The following is a 20,707-nucleotide window of genomic DNA, read 5'->3' on the forward strand; positions in this document are numbered from 1 at the left end:
AAATGGAGGTAATCCACCCAGCGCGACCGGACTGGGAAATAATCCTGTCAGCCCAGCCTGCCACCCTGCCTGTCACACCCAGCATCCCCATGACCCACGCCACCGAACCAGCTGTCCCCGTATCCGCCTTGCCGTTGCACGGTTTGCGGGTGGTGGAGTTCACCCACATGGTGATGGGCCCGACCTGCGGCATGGTGCTGGCCGACATGGGCGCCGAGGTGATCAAGGTCGAGCCCCTGGAGGGGGACCGCACCCGCCACCTGCTGGGCGCCGGAGCGGGGTTTTTCCCGATGTTCAACCGCAACAAGAAAAGCATCGCGATCAACCTGCACCAGCCCGAAGGCGCCGCCGTGGCACGCCAGCTGGCCCAGAGTGCAGATGTGGTGCTGGAGAACTTCAAGCCCGACACCATGGTCAAGTACGGGCTGGACTATGTGGCCTTGTCCCAAGTCAACCCGAAGATCATCTATGTCAGCCACAAGGGGTTTCTGCCCGGCCCGTACGAGCACCGCACCGCGCTGGATGAAGTGGTGCAGATGATGGGTGGCCTGGCCTACATGACCGGGCGCCCGGGTGACCCGCTGCGCGCGGGCAGCAGCGTCAACGACATCATGGGCGGTTTGTTTGGTGCCATCGGCGCTTTGGGTGCGCTGATCCAGCGCGGCATCACCGGGCGCGGCCAGGAGGTGCAAAGCGCACTGTTCGAGAACAACGTGTTTCTGGTCGGCCAGCACATGCTGCAGTACGCCATCACCGGCCAAGCCGCGGCCCCCATGCCCGCGCGCATTTCGCCCTGGGGCGTGTATGACGTGTTTACCGTGAAAGACGGCGAGCAGATTTTTCTGTCTGCGGTCAGTGATGCCCAGTGGGCCACGTTTTGTGCGGTATTCGACCTGGCGGACCTCAAAGCCGATGTGCGTTACGCCAGCAACAACGACCGGGTGCGTGAGCGCCCCACACTGTTGCCGCTGCTGCGTGAGCGGCTGGCGCACTACAGCGCCACCCAGATCGCGCAGGTGATGGAAGCCAACCAGCTGCCCTACGCGCCGATCCGCAAGCCCGAGGAACTGTTTGACGACGAACACCTGCTGGCCACTGGCGGCCTGGCCGACATCACCTTGCCCGACGGCGAGCGGGCTGGCCAAACCACCCAGGCCGCGCTGTTTCCTTTCACGCTGGGTGGTCACCGGCTCGGCGTGCGCTTGAGCCCGCCCACCTTGGGTGCACACACCGATGAACTGTTGGCCGCGCTGGGCCTGGGGCCTGACCAGGTGCAGGCCTTGCGCGCCGCCCGGGCGGTGGCTTAGTCGCTTGGCGATGTGCCGGACCCGGTTCGCATGAGCAAGCTCAAACAGCTGGAAACCTTTGTCAATGTGGCTGCGCGCGGTGGCCTGACCGCGGCGGCCAAAGCCGAAGGTGTGGCGCCCGCCATCATCGGGCGCCGGCTGGATGCGCTGGAAGAGCGCCTGGGCGTCAAGCTGCTGTTGCGCACCACCCGGCGCGTCTCCCTCACGCAGGAAGGCAGCGCGTTTCTGGAGGACTGCCAGCGCCTGCTGACCGGGCTGGCCAGTGCCGAGGCCCGTGTGTCTGCGGGCGGGATCAAACCCACCGGCCACCTGGCGCTGACGGCGCCGGCCGGTTTCGGGCGTCGTCATGTGGCGCCGCTGGTGCCGCGTTTTCGCGAACTGTACCCGGAGGTCAGCATTGCGCTGAACCTGAGTGACCGCGTGGTGGACCTGAGCGCCGAGGGGTTTGACTGCGCGGTGCGGGTCGGTGACATGCCCGACTCCAGCCTGGTCAGTGTGCGCCTGGCCGACAACCGGCGCCTGTGTGTGGCCGCCCCGGCTTACCTGAAACGCCATGGCATACCGCAGCACCCCAGCGATCTGGCGCGGTTTGACTGCCTGACGCTGTCCAGCGACGCCGCGCAAACGCGGGGCTGGGCGTTTTCGCTGCCGCAGGGCGCGGGGGTGGAGGTGGTGCACCTCAAACCCGGTGGCCCGATGAGTTGTTCCGATGGCGAAGTGTTGTTTGACTGGTGCCTGGCGGGTTACGGCATTGCCTGGCGCAGCACCTGGGAGGTGCAGGCCGAGGTGGCTGCCGGGTTATTGGTGCCGGTGCTGGAAGCTTTTGCCGCGCCGCCCAACGGGGTGTACGCCGTGTTTCCCCAGCGCAAACATCTGCCGCTGCGGGTGCGGCTGTGGGTGGATTACCTCAAGCAGCAATTTGCCCACCTGCCGTTTGCCCATTCGACGACCGAGAAAGCCGCCTGAAACCGGCCACCCTGGCCCAGCCGTCAGGCGGCGTCACCCGCCCCTCTAAAATCGCCCGATGCTTACTGTCAAAACCGATCTGTTGGAAACCCTGCGCCTGGCGCTGGAAGATTTGTCACCGGGTGCTGGCGCCCGCGCCGCCTTCGAGTCGCCCAAAGTGGCGGCCCATGGCGACCTAGCCACCACCGCCGCCATGCAACTGGCCAAACCCCTCAAGCTCAACCCGCGCCAGGTGGCTGAAAAGCTCTGTGCCGCACTGCAAGCCACCGTGCCGTACCAGACCTGGGTCGATGCGCTGGACATTGCCGGGCCCGGCTTCATCAACATCAAACTCAAACCCGCCGCCAAACAACAAGTGGTGCGCGAGGTGCTGGCGCAAACGTCCTGTTACGGCAAGCAGGCGGGCAACGGGCAACGCATGCTGGTGGAGTTTGTCTCAGCCAACCCCACCGGCCCGTTACACGTCGGGCATGGCCGCCAGGCAGCGCTGGGCGATGCCATCTGCAACCTGTTTGCCACCCAAGGCTGGGACGTGTACCGCGAGTTTTATTACAACGACGCGGGTGTGCAGATTGGCACCTTGGCCACCAGCACCCAGTTGCGTGTGCAGGGCTTCAAGCCGGGCGACGATTGCTGGCCGGTTGACCCCGACAACCCGGTCAGCAAAAACTTCTACAACGGCGACTACATCGCCGACATTGCGGCGGATTTTCTGGCCCAAAAAACCGTCAAGTCCGATGACCGTGAATTCACCGCCTCGGGGGATGCCAATGACCTGGACGGCATGCGCCAGTTTGCCGTGGCCTACCTGCGCCATGAGCAGGACCTGGACCTCCAGGCCTTCGCCGTCAAGTTCGACAACTATTACCTGGAGAGCAGCCTGTACACCAGCGGCAAGGTGGATGCGGCGGTCAAACGGCTGATTGATGCGGGCAAAACCTATGAGCAGGACGGCGCCCTGTGGCTCAAGTCCACCGACTACGGTGACGACAAAGACCGCGTGATGCGCAAAAAGGATGGCAGCTACACCTACTTTGTGCCCGACGTGGCCTACCACATCACCAAGTGGGAGCGCGGCTTCAGCAAAGTGATCAACATCCAAGGCACCGACCACCACGGCACCATCGCCCGCGTGCGCGCCGGGCTGCAGGCCGCCAATGTGGGCATTCCGCAAGGCTTCCCGGACTACGTGCTGCACACCATGGTGCGCGTGGTCAAGGGCGGCGAAGAGGTCAAGATCAGCAAACGCGCGGGTAGCTACGTGACGCTGCGCGACCTGATCGAGTGGACCAGCAAGGACGCGGTGCGTTTCTTTCTGCTCAGCCGCAAGCCCGACACCGAATACACCTTCGATGTCGATCTGGCGGTGCAAAAGAACAACGACAACCCGGTCTACTACGTGCAGTACGCCCATGCGCGCATCTGCTCGGTGCTGGCCGCCTGGGGTGGTGACGCGGCCAGCCTGGCCAGCGTTGACCTGAGCGCGCTGGACAGCCCGCAAGCCCAGGCGCTGATGCTGCTGCTGGCCAAATACCCGGCGATGCTGACCATGGCCGCTGAGGGTTTTGCGCCGCACGATGTGACGTTTTACCTGCGCGAACTCGCGGCCTGCTACCACAGCTATTACGATGCCGAGCGCATTTTGGTCGATGATGAAGCGGTCAAACTGGCACGCTTGGCGCTGGTGGCGGCCACGGCACAGGTGTTGTCCAACGGCCTGGCGGTGCTCGGTGTCAGCGCGCCGCAAAAAATGTAAGCAACGGACACAGACCGGTATCAAAGGCAAAACATGAAACAACAACGGGGTGGCACTTTTCTGGGATTTGTGCTGGGGCTGGTGGTGGGCTTGGGTGTGGCGCTGGCGGTGGCGGTGTACGTGACCAAGGTGCCGGTGCCCTTTCTGGACAAGGGTACGAACCGCCCCGCCGATCAGGACGCGGTGGAGCAGCAGAAAAACAAGGATTGGGATCCGAATGCCCCCTTGTATGGCAAGAACCCGGCGCGCCCGGCCTCCGTCGAACAGGTGGAGACTCTGCCGCCCAAGGCCGCGGCCTCGGCAGCCGATGCCGCCGTGCCGGAGGTCAAACCCGCCGTCACCGCCGACCCGCTGGGGGATCTGGTCAAAGCCAAGCTGGCGGGTGCCAAGGCCGCCGCATCGGAAGCAGTCAGCCCGGCGGAGGCTTTTATCTATTTTGTTCAGGTGGGCGCCTACCGCAGCCCGGAAGACGCCGAGAGCCAGCGCGCCAAGCTCTCGCTGGCGGGCATCGAGACCAAAATGACCGAGCGTGAGCAGGCCGGTCGCACGGTCTACCGCGTGCGCATGGGGCCGTTTGAGACGCGTGAAGACGCCGAAAAAGCCAAGGCCCGGCTCGAAGCCGCCGGTCAGGAAGCGGCCATGGTGCGTGTGGCGCGTTGACAATCCCACATGTCTGTGAATCGTCGTGATTTTTGTGCGGCAGCCACCTCACTGGCCACAGCCGGTCTGTTGCCTTCAAGCGTGCTGGCGCAAGCCCGGGTGCCGCAGGCGGGTGCGGATTTCATCCCGTTGGGCCACTTGGCGCCGGTGGATGCCGCCGCTGGCAAGATCGAGGTGCTGGCGTTTTTTTGGTACGGTTGCCCGCATTGCCATGCGTTTGAGCCCGTGCTGGGCGCGTGGGCTGGGCAATTGCCGTCAGACGTGGCGTTCAGACGGGTTCCGGTGGCCTTCCAGAGCAGTTATTTGCTGCACCAGCGCCTTTTTTATGCCCTGGATGGCATGGGTTTGCTGGCCCAACTGCATGACAAAGTGTTTGCGGCCATTCATGTGGCGCGCCAGAATCTGCTCAGCGAGCGCGCCATCACCGAGTGGGTTGCCGGGCAGGGCGTTGACACAACCCGGTTTGCCAGCCACTTCAATTCTTTTGGCACAAGCACCAAAGCGCGTCGGGCCAACCAGTTGATGGCGGCCTATCAGGTGGATGGCGTGCCTGCGCTGGGTGTGGCCGGGCGGTTTTACACCGACGCAGCCATGACCAGAGCCATGGACCGGGTGCTGCAAGTGGCCAATTTTCTGGTGGCGGAGGTGCGCGCGGGGCGCTGAGTGCCGGATAGCGGCGTGGCGCGTCATGCGGGCTTGGGCCGTACCGCGCAGCGCTTTGGGCCGCTACAATGCAAGGCATAAATCATGCAAGATTCGTGCCTTTATGAATAACACCCTTCTCTCCCGACTGGTCATGGTCCTGATGGTCCTGCTGGCACCTGCCGCGTGGGGTGAGAAGGCTGACCGCAACAAGCCCATGAATGTGGAGGCGGACGCCCTGCGTTATGACGATGTCCGCCAGGTCAGCGTGTTCACCGGCCGGGTGGTGCTGACCAAGGGCACCATCCTGATCCGGGGTGCTACGCTGGATGTGCGGCAAGACCCCGATGGCTTTCAATATGGCGTGGTCAAGGCTGAGCCTGGCAAGCTGGCCTTTTTTCGCCAGAAGCGCGAAGGCCTGGACGAGTACATCGAAGGTGAGGGTGAAACCATCGAATACGACGGCCGCAACGGCACCGTCAAGTTCATCGGCAGCGCGCAGCTTCGCCGTTACCGTGGCACCGTCATGAACGACGAATTCAATGCCGGTTTGATTGTTTACAACAATGTCACCGACGTGTTCACGCTGGACGGCGCGCCTGTCGCGGGCAAAGTCGGCAGCACCGGGCGGCCTGGTGCGCCGGCGGGTCGCGTCAAGGCCATGCTGACGCCCAACAGCGCCGCAGCCAGCGCGCCCGCCGCCCCGGCCTCGACGCCCCTGCGTGAAGCCGGCACCCTGGGGACCCCCAAGCCATGACAGGCCGCAGCGTGGTCACCCCGGTGCCCCCGGTCGCAGCTGATACCGTGGCGCGCGGGCGTCCGCTGGACGTTGGGTCGGACCACCGCAGCCTGCAAGCGCACCATCTGGAAAAGTCTTACGGCAGCCGCAAGGTGGTGAAAGACGTCTCTCTGGCGGTGCGCCGGGGTGAGGTGGTGGGGCTGCTCGGCCCCAATGGGGCTGGCAAAACCACCTCGTTTTACATGATCGTCGGGCTGGTGCGAGCCAGCGCGGGCGACATCACCATCGACGGCCAATCCATCGAACACATGCCGATCCACCGGCGTGCGCGCCTGGGGCTGGGGTATTTGCCGCAGGAGTCGTCGATCTTTCGCAAGCTCAATGTCGAAGACAACGTGCGGGCGGTGCTGGAACTGCAATTTGACGAACATGGGCGGCCGCTGGGTGAGGCCGAGATTGAAAAGCGCCTGACCGGCTTGCTGCAAGACCTGCGGGTGGAACACCTGCGCCAATCCAGCGCGCTGTCACTGTCGGGCGGTGAACGCAGGCGGGTGGAAATTGCCCGCGCGCTGGCCACGCGGCCCAGTTTCATCCTGCTCGATGAGCCGTTTGCCGGGATCGACCCGATTGCCGTGATCGAGATCCAGCGCATCATCAGTTTTCTGAAAAACCGGGGCATTGGCGTGCTGATCACCGATCACAACGTGCGCGAAACCCTGGGTATTTGCGACCACGCCTACATCATCAGCGACGGCACCGTGCTGGCGCAGGGCACCCCCGCCGACATCGTCAACGACGCTGATGTCCGTCGGGTGTACCTGGGTGAACACTTCAGAATGTGATGAAACAAGGCCTGTCCCTACGCATCTCGCAGCATCTGGCGCTCACGCCCCAGTTGCAGCAGTCCATTCGGCTGTTGCAGCTCTCCACCCTGGAGCTTTCCAGCGAGGTGGATCAGATGCTGGACGACAACCCGTTCCTGGAGCGCAACGTCGAGGAAGCCGAGCGCGAGTCGTTTGGCCTGGCGCAAGCCGATGCGCCGGTCAGCCAGGCCGACCGTGAATCGGAAGTCACAACCTACTCAGGCGCTGACTACCCGGAGACGACCCGGGTCAAGGCCGACAACGACGGCGACGAGGCGCGGGTGCCGTCTGAGGACAGCCCCAGTTGGGAGGGCGACGGCACCGTCAGCCTGGCCCCCGACGACGGCGAATGGGGTGGCGAGGCCGCCGCCCGTGGCAACAATCTCAGCGGTGACGACGAGATGGACGCCACCGAACTGGCGCGCAACCAGGAGTCGCTGCAAAGCTTTTTGCACCGCCAGGCGCTGGCGCTGCGCTTGAGTGCGGAGGACAGTGCCGCACTGCGTTTCCTGATCGAGTCGCTCAACGACGACGGTTACCTGGAAGACCCGCTCGACGAGCTGGCCCGTGGCCTGGCCGGTGAGGACGATCCGGAGCAGCTGGAACAACTGGTCCACCACTTCACCGTGGCCCTGAGCCTGCTGCAAAGCCTGGAGCCGACTGGCGTGGGTGCCCGTGGCCTGGCTGAATGCCTGAGCCTGCAGCTGCAAGCCCTGCAGCGCAACACCGATCTGAGCGACGAGTTCGACCCCGACGTGATCAAGGTCGCCCTGGCCATCTGCCGCCAGCCGATGGACCTGCTGGCCAGGCGCGACATCAAACACCTGATGCCGCTGTGTGGCGCCACCGATGCCGCCGTGCGCGCCGCCATCACCCTGATCAGCCGCCTCGAGCCCAAACCCGGACGGCGTTTTGTGGACGTGGAACGCAACGTGGTGGTGCCCGATGTGCTGGTGGTCAAGGTGGGCAATGGCGCAGGCGTCAAATTCACCGTGCGCCTGAACCCCGAAGTGATGCCGCGCCTGCGCGTGCACGACATCTACGCCAACGCGCTCAAGGGCCACAAGGCCGGTGGCAGCGAGGCATCGAGTGCGCTGGCGCTGCAGCAACGGCTGCAAGAAGCACGCTGGTTCATCAAAAACATCCAACAGCGCTTTGATACCATCCTGCGGGTGTCCACCGCGATTGTGGAGCGGCAAAAAAGCTTCTTCATCCACGGCGAGCTGGCCATGCGCCCGCTGGTGCTGCGCGAAATTGCCGACGAGCTGGGCCTGCACGAGTCCACCATCAGCCGCGTCACCACCGCCAAATACATGGCCACGCCCTACGGCACCTTCGAGCTCAAGTACTTCTTTGGCTCGGGCCTGGGCACCGAATCCGGCGGCAATGCGTCCAGCACTGCGGTGCGCGCCCTGATCAAGCAGTTTGTCGCCGCCGAGAGCCCCAAAAAACCGCTGTCCGACAACCAGATCTCCGACATGCTCAAGGAACAGGGCATCGAATGCGCCCGCCGCACCGTGGCCAAATACCGCGAAGGCCTGCGCATCGCCCCGGCATCGTTGCGCAAGGAATTGTGAGACCTTGCGGGACAGACCAAGATTTGCGGAGCAAATTTGCTCTGTCCCCAACATCTCGTCGGATGTCGGCTGTTCGGCCTTGCGGGACAGACCAAGATTTGCGGAGCAAATTTGCTCTGTCCCCAACATCTCGTCGGATGTCGGCTGTTCGACCTTGCAGGACAGATCAAGATTTGCGGCGCAAATTAGATCTGTCCTCAACCTATTGAGGTAATTCATGAACCAACTCCAACTGTTCCTGCCCTGCGCCGCTGGCGTCGAAGACTACCTGGCTACTGAGGTCTTGCGCATCACCGAGCTGCCGCCGGGCTGCATCACCAAACAACGTGGTGGCGTGGCGGTGCGCACCGGCTTTGCCCACGCCATGCTGCTCAACCTCTACAGCCGCCTGGCGCAACGCGTGCTGGTGTTGCTCAGTTACACCGAATACCGCTCTGAGCAGGACCTGTACCGTGCCGCCAGCGAAGTCACCTGGGAGCGCTGGTTCACCCCGCGTGAAAGCATCAAGGTTGAGATCACCGCCCAGCACAGCCCGCTCAATAGCCTGAACTTTGCCGCGCTCAAGATCAAGGACGCCGTCTGTGACCGTTTTCGCACCGTGGCCAATGGCGTGCGCCCCGATGTCAACACCCAGTGGCCCGATGTGCGCATCTACGCCCACCTGACCACCGACAGTTGTTCGCTCTACATCGACACCTCGGGTGAACCGCTGTTCAAACGCGGCTGGCGTGTTGACAAGGGTGATGCCCCTCTGAAAGAAACCCTGGCCGCCGCGATGATCGCCGCCAGCGGCTGGCTCGACGGTGAGGGTGACCTGCAGCCGCTGTACGACCCGTGTTGCGGCAGCGGCACCATCCTGATCGAAGCCGCCCAAATGGCCTGCAACATGCCCGCCGGTGGCCAGCGCCGTTTTGCCTTCGAGAAATACCTGCCGTTCCGCAAGGCTGACTGGGAGGCCATGAAGCAGGAAGCTCAAGAGGCCGTGGTGATGCCCGACGCCGATCAAAAACCGCTGCTGTTTGGCAGCGATGTGGCCCACCGTATGGTCGACTTTGCCCAGCGCAATGCCGAGCGCGCCGGTGTCGCCCAGGTGATTGAGTTCCGGGGTGGTGACGCATTACAACGAATGCCGCCGATGGATGTGAGCCAGGCCGGTGGTGGTGTGATGCTGTTGAACCCCCCCTATGGTGAACGAATCGAGGTCGCCGGTGTGGCCCGCAGTGGCCGTATGGAACGTGCGCCATTACATGCCAAACAGGCCTCTAGCCCTTATAACGACAGGGCTGACAGCTACGAGGACGATAGTGGTGCAGAAGAGGGTGCTGATTTGCAGCAGGGCCGTTTTGGCGCCCGTGAACTGCCCCAAACCGAGAACGGCGGTGAGTTCTTCAGCCAACTCGCCACCCATTGGAAGAAAAACTACTCGGGCTGGACCGCCTGGATGCTCACGCCCGACCTCAAACTGCCCAGCAAGATGCGCCTGAAAGAATCCCGCCGCGTGCCGATGTGGAACGGCCCGATCGAATGCCGCTTGTTCCGTTTTGACATGGTGGCCGGCTCCGCGCGTGAGCGCAGCCCCAAACCCGCCGCGTGAGCCTGATCGCTGCCACCCAGACGATCGGGCCCCAGGCCGCCCAGCCTGCGCCGGTGGTGGTTGACACCAACATCGTCCTGGACCTGCTGATCTTCCGCGACCCGGCCACGCCACCCTTGCAAAGCGCCCTGGACTCGGGCCAGTTGCAATGGCTGGCCACCGCGCCCATGCGCGAGGAGCTGGCGCGGGTGCTCACCTACCCTGCAATCGTCAAAAGCATCGTGCATCACGCACTGACCGCAGAGCAGGTGCTGGCAGCGTTTGACGGCCAGGCCCGCATCGTGCCCGTGGTGCCCAAAGCCCGCGTGACCTGCAAAGACCCCGACGACCAGAAATTCATCGACCTTGCGGTGGCCTACCAAGCCACCTTGCTGAGCAAGGACAAGGCCGTGCTTTGCATGAAAAAAAGGCTTCTGACCTGGGATGTGACCGCCCTGAAAGCGCTCTAAATCACGGTGAAATCATCCGTGCGGGTTCGTGGCACGGGCGCGCATCGGTCGGCAAGTTCACGCTGCTTTGACGACCCCCGGCGCACCGAGGACAATACGGGCTGATTTAATTTCTGATTTTCAAACATGACCTCTGAAACCACCCAAGTCGCGCCTGAAAGCGCATTGGACGTTGAACATTTCGACGAACTCGACACCATTCTGGACGACCTGCGCATGCGCGACGACGAGATCCCTCAGTGGGAGTTTTGCGAAGGTTTTCTGGCCGCGCTGGTGTGCTGCCGCCGCGAATTGGTGCCCGCCGAATACCTGCCGGTGCTATTGGGCTTTGACCCTGCCGGGGCCTGTGGCAGCTCGGTGTTTGCCGATACCGCGCAGTTTGAGCGTTTCATGACGCTTTGGACCCGCCGCATGAACGAGGTGGCCACCGCGCTCAACACCCCCATCGAGGCGCTGGACGACGAGCGCGCCTACCAGCCCGAGGTGATGGACCTGCGCGGCGCCATTGCCGCCCTGACCCCCGAGCAGCGCGCCGAAATGGGTGATGCACCGATCCCATCCTTTGGCCAGATCTGGGCCATCGGCTTCATGTACGCGGTGGAAAACTGGCCCGAAGAGTGGGAGCCACCGCGCGACCGCGAAGCCGCCAAGGTGATCAACGCCGCGTTGGAATGCATCGTGACCCTGACCGAAGACGACACGGCAGAACCCACCGTGGGCGCATTTGAGCAAGACGGCGTGCCCACCATGAGCGAGCAGCGACTGAACGACTTTGCCGACGCGCTGTGGGCGGTGTACGACCTGCGCGAAGTCTGGCGCCACATCGGCCCGCGCGTGGAAACCGTGTTCCGCGTCGAAACCCCGGGCCGCAACGACGCCTGTTCGTGCGGCAGCGGCAAAAAGTACAAGAAGTGCTGCGGGGCCAACTGAGAGATTGCTGTTGAAGGCATAGCGCCTCAATCCAGGGGCATGTTGCGACTACCCCCCGCCTTTAAGCATCAGAGCGCTGCAGATGCAACGCAATTGGTTCGCTGCGAGGGTTCGCGAAGTTTCAGCAGCGCCTGCGGGTGGCGGGAGATGTTCAATTCGTCGGTAACCTGATTTACCCTGCCCCAAAAGGGTGGCATTGCTGGTTCCTGCTGAGTCAGTGGTGTCGCTTACAGGAGCGCGAATGCGGCAACCGCGATCAATGTCGGCAGCAAGGCACCCACTAGCAATTCGCCCGCCCCAATTGATTCATCAGCGAAACCTCGACGAAGCAACGCAACGCCGGCGGGATTGGGTGCATTGGCAATCACAGTCAATCCACCGCCGGCAACTGCACCCGCAACCAAGTTGTACTTGGCCTCGTCTGAAATCCCCTCAATGAGCGAACCAAGGTAGGTCAAAGCCGCGTTGTCCGTCAATGCCGTCAAGGCGGTGGCACCAAAGAAGAGTACCTTGGGAGACATACCGGAAACGATGGGCTGGAGCCACCACTGCTGCATGCCGCCCAGCACAACCAACCCCGCCAGGAAAAACGCGACAAGCAGCGCCTCTTTGACGATGAGCTGGTTCTGATAGCGCTCGTACGCCTGGGTTACCCCCAAAAACATCAGAAACAGACCCAGGAAGGCCACCGGATGGTGTGCGAGTGCCACCACCGAAGCCAGGAAGGTCAAATGGACGGCCACCAAGGGCATGGGCATGCTGCCTTCGCCGGAGCCCTCCAATCGGGCATCAATCTCTGGCAGGTGCCTTCTCAGCACGAAGACGGCAATGCTGGCGTTCACCAGCACGGCAATGGCCGCTTTCCAGCCAAACGTGGCCAGCATGAATGCAGACGTCCAATTCCATGTCGAAGCAACCATCAGCACAGGCGGCGCGGCAAAGGATGTCAGCGTCCCGCCGATGGAAATATTGACAAACAGCACGCCCAGAGCCAGGTATTTCACCCGTTCTGGCACATCCGGTCTAAAAATCTGGGGAGCCAACATAAGCGCTGCAATCGTCATGGCTGCAGGCTCTGTGATCGCAGACCCAAACAGCGGTACCGCGGCCAATCCCAGCCACGCCGTGGCCAGTGATCGACGGACCGGCAAAAGTCGAGCAAGGGCGTTGACCGTAGCCATAACCACATGCAGCACCGGTTTGGATGCTGCGATCACCATCACCACAAAGACAAACAGGGGTTCGGTGTATTTCCGGGACTCGGCGTAGGCCAGCGCCTCACTGCCGCCACTCACCACGGCCATGGCAAAGACCAGCACGATGGCCCAGAAGCCGAAGACGACTTCGACTTCTCCCAGCAAATGCAGAAGGCCTGCGTGTCGGGGGTAGCGGTAAGACAGCCGTTCAAATAGCTTGGCGGAAAATGTGTGGATAAGAGCGACTGCAAATAGTGCAGCCGCAATCTGTTCGATTGAAATATTGGGCATCGGGTTTTCATGTGTGACAAAGCCGCGAGGCGGCCCGACCGTCGCGTGAACCTGCTGCAACAAATCCCTGCTGCAGCACCCGTAAGTAGTTTAGTTGAGGTCCTCGCAGGACATCATCTCGTAAATGGCGCAATCAGCGCAGTAACAGTGTCGCCACCTGGGATGTTTTAAGCATCTCGGAGGTCTTGCTTCCCATAAACAGGCTCCGCAATGGTGAGTGGCTGTAGGCCCCCATGACCAGCAAGTTGAAACCGACGCGCGTGCCAACGCCTTGGCGTTGAAGTTGTGAAGGCTTCACCCGCGAGAAAGCCGAAGAACGGCTCACGAGAGCTTGAGGCTCATGACGCATCTGCTGCAATTGGGGTGACACCTTCACCAAGGCAGCGCTTCCCCGTCATAACTGAAAAACCCGCCGGAGTCCTCCGGCTTCAAGGTGCCTAAGGTCGCCAGCAACTCGGTGGCGGCCACGTCAGGCTGGCGCACGTGAAGGCCGGTTTTGGCAAACGGTTGCGACAGCGCGCTGTGCACCGTGCCTGGGTGCAGCGCCACGCAAATCGCCTGCGGCGCACGCCGCCGCAACTCGATCGCCGCTGTGTGCACCAATTGGTTCAGCGCGGCTTTGCTGGCGCGGTAGCTGTACCAGCCGCCCAGCCGGTTGTCGCCGATGCTGCCGACCTTGGCCGACAACGTGGCAAACACCGGTCTGCCTTCGCGCGGCAGCAGCGGCAAAAAGTGTTTCATCAGCAGCGCCGGGCCAATGGCGTTGATGGCAAACGCCTGCGCCATCTGCGTGGCATCGAGCTGCACCCAGCTTTTTTCGGGCTGATGCGTGGGCGTGTGCAGCATGCCGGTGGCGTCCAGCACCAAGTCCAATGTCAGCGACTTTTCCTGCAACAGGGTTTTGACGTAGCTGGCAGCGGCGGCGATGCTCGCTTCATCGAGCAAGTCCAGCGCCGGCATGCTGCGGCGCGACAGGCCCAGCGCCAGCGTAAAACGCGGGTCGGCCTGGAGTTGCGCCAGCAGCGCCGCACCGATGCCACCGCTGGCGCCGATGACCACGCCGAGTGCCCGGCAACCCGCGTCAGTGTGGTTCATGCGGCTATCCAAATACGTGGCGATTGAACGCGGTTGGCCGTTTTGCTGAGGCGTTCAATTCCGAGGGTTTTGGGCCAGAAACCGGTCCAGCGCGGCGCGGGTTTGCACGCGCACCTGTTTGTTGAAAAACGGCGCCCAGCCCAGCACCCAGCCGCCCATGCCCAGCGCCTGGCGTGACCAGCGCCAGAAGTCGAACCGGTCGCGGTGGCTGGCAATCAGCCCCTCGGGGGTGAAGGTGAAGTCGGCCTCGACGATGTTGTGCACCGGCCGCTTGTTGGCGCTAAAAACGTAGTGCGCCTCCCAGTGGGCGTGCCCGGTGTGGTCGTCGGCGTGCAGGTTGCTGACATCCAGCCGCCAGTCCTGCTTGCCGTGGCCCCGGGCGGCGTTGCACAACATGTGCCACATGCCCGCGATCTCGTGCTGGGCTTTGAGCGAGAAGGCGGGGTCGTCAAAAGTGGCGTCCAAGCTGTAGCAACTGCCCATGGCATCGGCGTCCAGGGCGGCAAAGGCGGCGTAAAAGCGGGTCAGGGTCTGTAAATTGGGGTGCATGGCGGTTCAGGTGGATGACAGGGCATTTTCAACGAATGTCGCAGGCCATCGCCAAGGCCCGGGTTTGGGGCGGAGGCTGTGCGTCACGCCAGCCACTGGATCAGCTGCCGCGTCACTTGCGGGCTGCTGAGCAGTTGCAGGTGGTAGGTGCGGTACAGGATCAGCTGGTGATCGGGGGCAAAGTGCAGGCAGCGCGTCGGGTCTTTGTGCTGCCCCAGCGCGCTGGGCAGGGGCACCAGGCCGTCGCCCAGCAGGCGGTCGGCCAGCGTGCCGCGTTGGGTGGCTGCGGTGGCGGCCACGGTGAAGCAGGCGATACCGTCAGGCAGGGGGACGGCTTGGCGGCTGTCGGGTTTTCGGTGAAACCGGTCGTGGCCGTGCCAGTCCACGTCCAGCAGGTGACCGTAGCGCAGGTCGGTCACACCGGCGCTGCGCAATTGACCCAGTTTGGCAAACGGGCGGCTGTAGGGCGTGCTGCCCAGCATCACATCCACCCAGTTGCCCGCGCGCTCCAGCGGTGCGCCGTGGTGCGGTGTGCCCAGAAAAACGAGGTGTTTGACCCGCTGCGGCCAGGTCAGCGCGTCCTGCTGCGCGTAATACAGCGCGCTGCGGATCAACAGCCCGCCCATGCTGTGCGCTAGCACGGTGATCTGCGCCAGCGCTGTCGGCCAGCGCTTCACCAGGTGTTCCAGTTGCCGGGCCAGTTCGCGGCCGTTTTGCGACACGTGCAGCCCGCTGTTGTAACGCAGGTAAACGGGGGTGCAGCCCAGCGCGCTGGCCAAAGCGTCGGCATGGTTGACCGGCTGACCCTGGTGCTCGGTGGTCCACTGCAGGTCGTTCATGCACAGGCCGTGGATGACCAGCAGCAGCTTGGGTGTGACGTGGGCGCTCGGGTTGTCTTGTGCCAGATAGGCGTCCAGCCTTTGGGGTGCCTTGGCGGCGGGCGCCTTGAACAGCGGGGTCATGGGCAGCGCCAGCGGGTTGTGGCTGGCGGCCAGCCGGTCGCCCATCACGCCGTTGAAGGCGGCCACCACCGCCAGCCGTTCGGGCGAGGCGTCACCTTGGTTTTCCAGCCGCTGCAGCAGGGGTTCCAGCCGGGTCAGGGCGCTGTCCACACCACGCCCGATCAGCGCGGTCACACCAGTGATGCTCTGGTAGACCAGCCCGGTCAGGCCGCGCGTGCGGGCGGCGGTGGCGCCGCTGGGGGCGCCGAGCGTGCGCCAAACCGACTGGTGCACACCCTCGCTGATGCGGGTGATGGCGTGGGTGGCCTGGGTGGCCAGTTGGGCGGCCGCCCGCAGGTCCGAGGCGCGCAGATGGTGGGCCGGGCGTTTGTGCAGAGGTTGAGTCATGCGCCATTGTGCACAGGCGCACCGGGGAAGGCTAGGGAGCTTGCCCCATGCTTGGCCGCGGCTACATTAACGGCACCACCCTGAGAGTCCCCCTTGTTCTGGCCCATCTGTCGCCCTTTTAGCCCCTTGATCCTTGCCGCTGCGGCGTTGTTGTCCAGCGCGCCGGGCCACGCGCAGGGTTACGACATCCGGCCGTGGCCCCCCGGCAAATCCGCACGCGCGTGGGTGGGGACTGACCTGCAGGGCCAGACCTGGCAACTGGCCGATTTGCGCGGCAAAGCGGTGTTGATCAATTTTTGGGCCAGTTGGTGTGCGCCCTGCCTGGCAGAAATGCCCTCGCTGCAGTCGCTGCCCAAGGCCTACGGGAGCGACAAGCTGGTGGTTTTGGCGGTGAACTTCAAGGAGTCCGGCACCGTGGTTCAGCGTTACGTCCAGCGCAACAGCCTGACCTTGCCCGTGTTGCTGGACCCGCTGGGCACGATGGCGCGGACGTGGGGGGTGAGCGTCTTCCCGACCACGGTGCTGGTGGCATCCGATGGCCGTGTGGTGGGTGTGGTGCGGGGCGAGTTCGATTGGGCTGGCCCACAAGCGGCCAAGCTTTTGGCGCCCTTGATGCAGCCGCTGGACCCGGTCAGTCAACAGGGTGCGCGGCGATAATTGATGTTGGTCAACCTGGGTACCTTCACCTACCCCGACGACCTGGCCTCGCAACCTTTCCGGAGTTCTTTGGATGACCACCGTTCACGCCCACGCGCGCCGACTTTTTTTGAAAAGTCTGGCTCTGACCACTGTCGCGGCACTGCCTGCCGCCTCTTTCGCCCAAGCGGCGTCACCTGCCGATCGCCTGTTTGCCCCCCAGCCGGGCTCATGGCGCACGTTTGAGGTCACCACCCGGGTTGACATCCTGGCGCCGCAGGGGGCGGCGCGGGTCTGGCTGCCTGTGGCCTCGGTTGACACCGACTGGCAAAAATCCATGGACCACACGTACACCAGCAACGGCCAGGCGACGTTGACCGCCGATGGGCAGTATGGCGCCCGTATGTTGTACGTGGAATTTGCGGAGAAGGAAGCCAAACCCTACGTGGAGCTGACCAGCCGCATCCAGACCCAGAATCGTGCGGTTGACTGGCAAGCCAAGCGCAGCCCGGCCGAAGACGCGGCCACGCTGGCCTACTGGCGCCAGCCGACCGACCTGCTGCCCACCGATGGCATCGTGCGTCAAACCGCGTTGGCAGCCACGCAGGGTGCCCGAACCGACGTGGACAGGGCGCAAAAGTTGTACGACTGGATCGTGGCCAACACGTTCCGTGAACCCAAGGTGAAAGGCTGTGGCGAGGGCGACATCAAGACCATGCTGGAAACTGGCAACCTGGGTGGCAAGTGTGCTGACCTCAACGCCCTGTTTGTGGGGATGTGCCGCGCCATCGGGCTGCCCGCGCGGGATGTTTATGGCCTGCGTCTGGTGCCCTCCGCTTTTGGCTACAAGGAACTGGGTGGCAACCCGGCCAGCCTGAAGGGTGCGCAGCACTGCCGGGCCGAGGTCTACCTTCAGGGCCACGGCTGGGTAGCCATGGACCCGGCCGACGTGACCAAGGTGATGCGCCAGGAAACCCCCGAGTGGATCAAGTCGCCGCAAAACCCCATCGTGAAGCCGGTGAACAGCGCGCTGTTTGGTGGCTGGGAAGGCAACTGGATGGCCTACAACATGGCGCATGATGTGAAGCTGCCCCATTCGAAAGGCGAAACGCTGGGCTTCTTCATGTACCCGGTGGGCGAAGACGCCTCAGGGCGCTTCAACTCATACGCGCCGGACGACTTCAAATACCAGATCAGCGCCCGGGAGATCGTGACCCCGTCTTGACGCTGACCCGCCGAACGCCAGGGCGGGCTTGGCGCCTGCCCGTTTTAGCCCCCGCTGGCCGTCAGCACATGCCGCACCAGCAAAGCGGCCAGCACCCACATCGTTAGCCCGATCAGGCCGTCCAGCAGCTGCCAGGCCCGGGGCCGGGCAAACCAGGGCGCCAACCAACGGGCGCCAAACCCCAGCAAGCCGAACCAGGCCAGGCTGGCGACACAGGCGCCGGTCACAAACCACGGCCTTAACGCCGCAGGTTGTTGCGCCCCGATGCTGCCAACCAGCAGAACCGTGTCCAGATACACGTGCGGATTGAGCAGCGTGAAGGCCGCAGCCTGGCTGAAGGCGCCCGCCAAGCTCAGGCCTGCGCCCCCGTTTGCCGCCCGCAGCTGGTGGGGCTGCCGCGCCCGGCGTAACGCCTGCCAACCGTAAACCGCCAAAAAAGCAGCGCCCGCCAGCGCCAGAGAGCGGGCCACGCCCGGGCGCTCCCCCAGGGCCTGGGCCATGCCCATCACGCCGGCGCTGATCAGCACCGCGTCGGCCAAGGCACAAAACGCCACCACGCTGCCCACGTGTTCGCGGCGCAAGCCTTGGCGCAGCACAAACGCGTTTTGGGCGCCAATGGCCACGATCAGCCCCAGGCTCAAGGACAGACCCTGCACAAAAGCAGGTGCGACAGCAGAAAGGAGGGCGGCTTGGTTGGGCATGGGGGCCGAGCTTGCCTGCTTTCTAGAATCAAGACAAACTATCTTTCCTGCACCTCGTTAAGAAAAACTAACGTCATGATGGACTACGCCTCTTTGTCTGCGCTGGCTGCCGTGGTGCGCGAAGGCAGTTTTGAGCGCGCCGCCCGCGCGCTGCATGTGACACCGTCAGCCGTGTCGCAGCGCATCCGGTTGCTGGAGGAGCAGGTCGGTTGTGCCCTGGTGGTGCGTGGCGCGCCGTGTGGTGCCACCGAGACCGGGCGCCGCCTGTGCCAGCATGTGGACCGGGTGCGGCTGCTGGAGCACGAATTGCACGGTGAATTGCCCACGCTGACGCACGACGGCGCGGTACGGGTGCCGCTGCCGGTGGCGGTCAACGCCGACAGCCTGGCCACCTGGTTTGCCCCGGCCATGGCGCGTTTTGCGGCCGATGCGCCGGTGCTGATGGCCATTGCGGTGGATGACCAGGACCACACGGCCGACTGGTTGCGCTCAGGCACCGTGCTGGCCGCCGTGACCGGCACGGCCCGCCAAGCAGCGGGTTGCAACAGCCGCCCGCTGGGCGCCATGCGCTACCTGGCGGTGGCCAGCCCCGGCCTGGTGGCGCGTTATTTCGCCAAAGGGGTGGGGGTGGCCAGCCTGACCGACGCACCCAGCCTGGTGTTCAACACCAAGGATGAGTTGCAGGCCCGCTGGGTGCAGCGCCTGTGCCATCGGCACGTCGAATTGCCCCGGCACACGCTGCCGTCGCCGCAGGCGTTTGTGACGGCAGCCGTCGCGGGGATGGGCTGGGGCCTGCATCCGCAGGAACTGGTGGCCGGACATCTGGCAGACGGATCGCTGGTGGAATTGGTGCCTGACACGCCCCTGGATGTGCCACTGTACTGGCAGCAGGCGCGCGCCACCTCGTCGTTGCTGGCGGGCTTGACCCGCGAGGTGCTGGCGGCGGCCAGTGCGGCGTTGGTCCAGCGGTAAAAGCCTGTTCAACGGTGGCGGGTGGATGGGTGCTTTTTTTGGTGATAATTCGGTGGCTGTTCGAATTTGTTGGAATTTTGGCAACACGCACATTTCCAAACGCACTGTCATGGCTGCCAAGCCAAAAGCGGCCAATGTGGCAGTCATGGCGAGCACCGATCCGCCATCCATGGCCTCGGGTTCATGGAAGGCGGGTCAGGTCCGGGATGACAGCCCCCAGTTTTTCACGTTAACAAAACCGCCACACAACGGCAGGAAGACACACCATGGCTGAATACCTTGCCGACCATCGCCAGGAGCTGATCATGGCGGCCCTCTCCGCCCGGGGTGAATGCCGCACCAAACAGCTGTCTGAGCAGTTGCAGTCCTCCGAGATGACGCTGCGCCGGGATCTGGCCGAGCTGGAAAAGCGCGGCCTGTTGCGCCGGGTGCACGGGGGTGCCGTGCTGCTGAACCAAGAGGTGGGTTACGCCCAGCGCTTGGCGCAGGACCAGGCGCCAAAACAGTCGGTGGGCAGGGCTGCCACGCGCTTGCTCAAAAGCGGCCAGACGGTGTATCTGGACGCCGGCACCACCGCCTGCGAAATGGCCCGAGCCATTGCCCAGGGCCTGCCCCAGGTGAGCGACCTGACCATCGTCACCCACGGCATCGGCATCGCCAGTGAACTGGCGGGCCGCACCCCGTACCAGCTCCAGTTGATTGGCGGGGACATTTACCAGAACACCCTGAGCACGGTCGGGCCGGTGGCGCTGGCGCAGATTGCCAACCTCAACATCGACGTGTTCTTCCTGGCCCCGGGCGCGGTGGACAGCCACGCTGGCTGGACCAACTCCAGCATGGTCGAGGCCACCGTCAAGCGTGCCGTGGTGGCGCGCAGCAAGAGCGTGGTGTCGATCTGCGACAGCGGCAAGTGGGGGCAGGAGTCCTTTGCCACCATCGTGCCGTTCAATGGTGTCAGCCGCTGGGTCGTTGACCGGGGCCTGTCGTCGCAAGGCATCGCGGCAGCCATGGCCGCCGGTATCACGCTGGTCTACGCCGACGGCATGTGATTCGCGGCGGTGAGGCCGCAGCGTCTCGGCTTGCCTGACGCCACCCGGACGAGCCGACGTCTTGGCGGCCCGTTGCGCTTGCCCGCGGGCGCCTTGCCGCCAGCTTCCCTCGTCGTCCTGATCACCCAATTCCAAATTCCAAGCTCAAAGGAAAACAAGGT

At 63.9% G+C, this 20,707-nt stretch carries 20 protein-coding genes; 15 read left to right on the forward strand and 5 right to left on the reverse strand.

Annotated features, from left to right (window positions below; all coding sequences use genetic code 11):
• Positions 1-89 precede the first annotated feature (89 nt).
• The 11 genes from LHU53_RS04345 (at position 90) to LHU53_RS04395 (ending at position 11,483) form a co-directional block, all read left to right on the forward strand.
• Positions 90-1,307, forward strand: coding sequence for a CaiB/BaiF CoA-transferase family protein (locus LHU53_RS04345; RefSeq protein WP_227330859.1), 1,218 nt, complete (start codon positions 90-92; stop codon positions 1,305-1,307).
• Positions 1,308-1,337: 30 nt separating this feature from the next.
• A complete protein-coding gene (locus LHU53_RS04350; RefSeq protein ID WP_227330860.1) occupies positions 1,338-2,273 on the forward strand; it encodes a LysR family transcriptional regulator in 936 nt (311 codons plus the stop codon).
• 58 nt (positions 2,274-2,331) lie between these two features.
• Positions 2,332-4,029, forward strand: coding sequence for an arginine--tRNA ligase (gene argS / locus LHU53_RS04355; protein WP_227330861.1), 1,698 nt, complete (start codon positions 2,332-2,334; stop codon positions 4,027-4,029).
• Positions 4,030-4,062: 33 nt separating this feature from the next.
• Positions 4,063-4,689 (forward strand): SPOR domain-containing protein, encoded by a 627-nt coding sequence (locus tag LHU53_RS04360; RefSeq protein ID WP_227330862.1) that lies wholly within the window; start codon positions 4,063-4,065, stop codon positions 4,687-4,689.
• A gap of 9 nt (positions 4,690-4,698) precedes the next feature.
• Positions 4,699-5,352, forward strand: a complete 654-nt coding sequence (locus tag LHU53_RS04365) for a thiol:disulfide interchange protein DsbA/DsbL (RefSeq protein ID WP_227330863.1) — start codon at positions 4,699-4,701, stop codon at positions 5,350-5,352.
• Between the two features lie 103 nt (positions 5,353-5,455).
• Positions 5,456-6,088: a lipopolysaccharide transport periplasmic protein LptA gene (gene lptA, locus LHU53_RS04370; RefSeq protein WP_227330864.1), complete on the forward strand. Its 633-nt coding sequence runs from the start codon at positions 5,456-5,458 to the stop codon at positions 6,086-6,088.
• The gene (gene lptB, locus LHU53_RS04375) at positions 6,085-6,912 is read left to right on the forward strand and encodes an LPS export ABC transporter ATP-binding protein (protein ID WP_227330865.1); all 828 of its coding nucleotides are present in this window, start codon (positions 6,085-6,087) and stop codon (positions 6,910-6,912) included. Before lptA ends, lptB begins: the two co-directional genes overlap by 4 nt.
• On the forward strand, positions 6,912-8,510 hold the full coding sequence (gene rpoN, locus LHU53_RS04380; protein ID WP_227330866.1) for an RNA polymerase factor sigma-54: 1,599 nt from the start codon (positions 6,912-6,914) through the stop codon (positions 8,508-8,510). The genes lptB and rpoN overlap by 1 nt, the downstream gene beginning before the upstream one ends.
• Positions 8,511-8,727: 217 nt before the next feature.
• Complete coding sequence (locus LHU53_RS04385) at positions 8,728-10,104, forward strand: class I SAM-dependent RNA methyltransferase (protein ID WP_227330867.1); 1,377 nt, start codon at positions 8,728-8,730, stop codon at positions 10,102-10,104.
• Positions 10,101-10,553 carry a putative toxin-antitoxin system toxin component, PIN family gene (locus LHU53_RS04390; RefSeq protein ID WP_227330868.1) on the forward strand — a complete coding sequence of 151 codons (453 nt, stop codon included), beginning with the start codon at positions 10,101-10,103 and terminating at the stop codon, positions 10,551-10,553. The genes LHU53_RS04385 and LHU53_RS04390 overlap by 4 nt, the downstream gene beginning before the upstream one ends.
• A gap of 126 nt (positions 10,554-10,679) precedes the next feature.
• Positions 10,680-11,483, forward strand: coding sequence for a YecA family protein (locus tag LHU53_RS04395; RefSeq protein WP_227330869.1), 804 nt, complete (start codon positions 10,680-10,682; stop codon positions 11,481-11,483).
• Positions 11,484-11,710: 227 nt separating this feature from the next.
• Here the strand turns inward: LHU53_RS04395 and LHU53_RS04400 are convergent, their stop codons facing one another.
• The 4 genes from LHU53_RS04400 to LHU53_RS04415 form a co-directional block, all read right to left on the reverse strand.
• Positions 11,711-12,970, reverse strand: a complete 1,260-nt coding sequence (locus tag LHU53_RS04400; protein WP_227330870.1) for a putative Na+/H+ antiporter — start codon at positions 12,968-12,970, stop codon at positions 11,711-11,713.
• A gap of 372 nt (positions 12,971-13,342) precedes the next feature.
• Entirely contained in the window at positions 13,343-14,065 is a 723-nt protein-coding gene (locus LHU53_RS04405; protein WP_227330871.1) for an SDR family NAD(P)-dependent oxidoreductase, read from the reverse strand.
• 54 nt (positions 14,066-14,119) lie between these two features.
• Positions 14,120-14,614 carry a nuclear transport factor 2 family protein gene (locus tag LHU53_RS04410; RefSeq protein WP_227330872.1) on the reverse strand — a complete coding sequence of 165 codons (495 nt, stop codon included), beginning with the start codon at positions 14,612-14,614 and terminating at the stop codon, positions 14,120-14,122.
• Between the two features lie 83 nt (positions 14,615-14,697).
• Complete coding sequence (locus LHU53_RS04415) at positions 14,698-15,963, reverse strand: triacylglycerol lipase (protein WP_227330873.1); 1,266 nt, start codon at positions 15,961-15,963, stop codon at positions 14,698-14,700.
• Between the two features lie 126 nt (positions 15,964-16,089).
• Between LHU53_RS04415 and LHU53_RS04420 the strand changes: the two genes are divergently transcribed.
• Both LHU53_RS04420 and LHU53_RS04425 read left to right on the forward strand, forming a co-directional pair.
• Positions 16,090-16,620: a TlpA disulfide reductase family protein gene (locus LHU53_RS04420; RefSeq protein ID WP_227330874.1), complete on the forward strand. Its 531-nt coding sequence runs from the start codon at positions 16,090-16,092 to the stop codon at positions 16,618-16,620.
• Positions 16,621-16,693: 73 nt separating this feature from the next.
• Entirely contained in the window at positions 16,694-17,824 is a 1,131-nt protein-coding gene (locus LHU53_RS04425; protein ID WP_227330875.1) for a transglutaminase family protein, read from the forward strand.
• 44 nt (positions 17,825-17,868) lie between these two features.
• Here the strand turns inward: LHU53_RS04425 and LHU53_RS04430 are convergent, their stop codons facing one another.
• On the reverse strand, positions 17,869-18,525 hold the full coding sequence (locus LHU53_RS04430) for a LysE/ArgO family amino acid transporter (RefSeq protein WP_227330876.1): 657 nt from the start codon (positions 18,523-18,525) through the stop codon (positions 17,869-17,871).
• 75 nt (positions 18,526-18,600) lie between these two features.
• Here LHU53_RS04430 and LHU53_RS04435 point away from each other — a divergent pair, with 75 nt between their 5' ends.
• Together LHU53_RS04435 and LHU53_RS04440 are read left to right on the forward strand one after the other, a co-directional pair.
• Complete coding sequence (locus LHU53_RS04435) at positions 18,601-19,497, forward strand: LysR family transcriptional regulator ArgP (protein ID WP_227330877.1); 897 nt, start codon at positions 18,601-18,603, stop codon at positions 19,495-19,497.
• A 266-nt stretch (positions 19,498-19,763) separates the two neighbouring features.
• Positions 19,764-20,546 carry a DeoR/GlpR family DNA-binding transcription regulator gene (locus LHU53_RS04440; protein WP_227330878.1) on the forward strand — a complete coding sequence of 261 codons (783 nt, stop codon included), beginning with the start codon at positions 19,764-19,766 and terminating at the stop codon, positions 20,544-20,546.
• Positions 20,547-20,707 lie beyond the last annotated feature (161 nt).

The sequence above is a fragment of the Rhodoferax sp. U2-2l genome (genome assembly GCF_020594515.1).
GTDB lineage: Bacteria > Pseudomonadota > Gammaproteobacteria > Burkholderiales > Burkholderiaceae_C > Rhodoferax.